At 52.5% G+C, this 255-nt stretch carries 1 protein-coding gene; it reads left to right on the plus strand.

The genetic code is table 11. The features are described 5' to 3' along the window. The coding region (locus tag FQ664_RS26425; RefSeq protein ID WP_144175939.1) for a mechanosensitive ion channel domain-containing protein at positions 1-255 on the plus strand (255 nt) is incomplete at both ends.

Raw genomic sequence — 255 nt, forward strand, 5'->3', positions numbered from 1 at the left:
CTGTAGGTCTGGGTTTCGGTTTGCAGGAGATCTTCGGTAACTTCGTTTCGGGTCTGATTATTCTGTTCGAACGCCCGGTGCGTATCGGCGATACCGTCACTATCGGCACCTTCTCCGGCACGGTCAGCAAGATCCGTATTCGTGCCACCACTATTACCGACTTTGACCGTAAAGAAGTGATCATCCCGAACAAAGCCTTTGTAACCGAGCGGCTGATCAACTGGTCACTGTCCGATACCATCACCCGTGTAGTGG

The organism is Pseudomonas persica, from assembly GCF_900291015.1.
In the GTDB taxonomy this organism is placed as follows: Bacteria; Pseudomonadota; Gammaproteobacteria; order Pseudomonadales; family Pseudomonadaceae; genus Aquipseudomonas.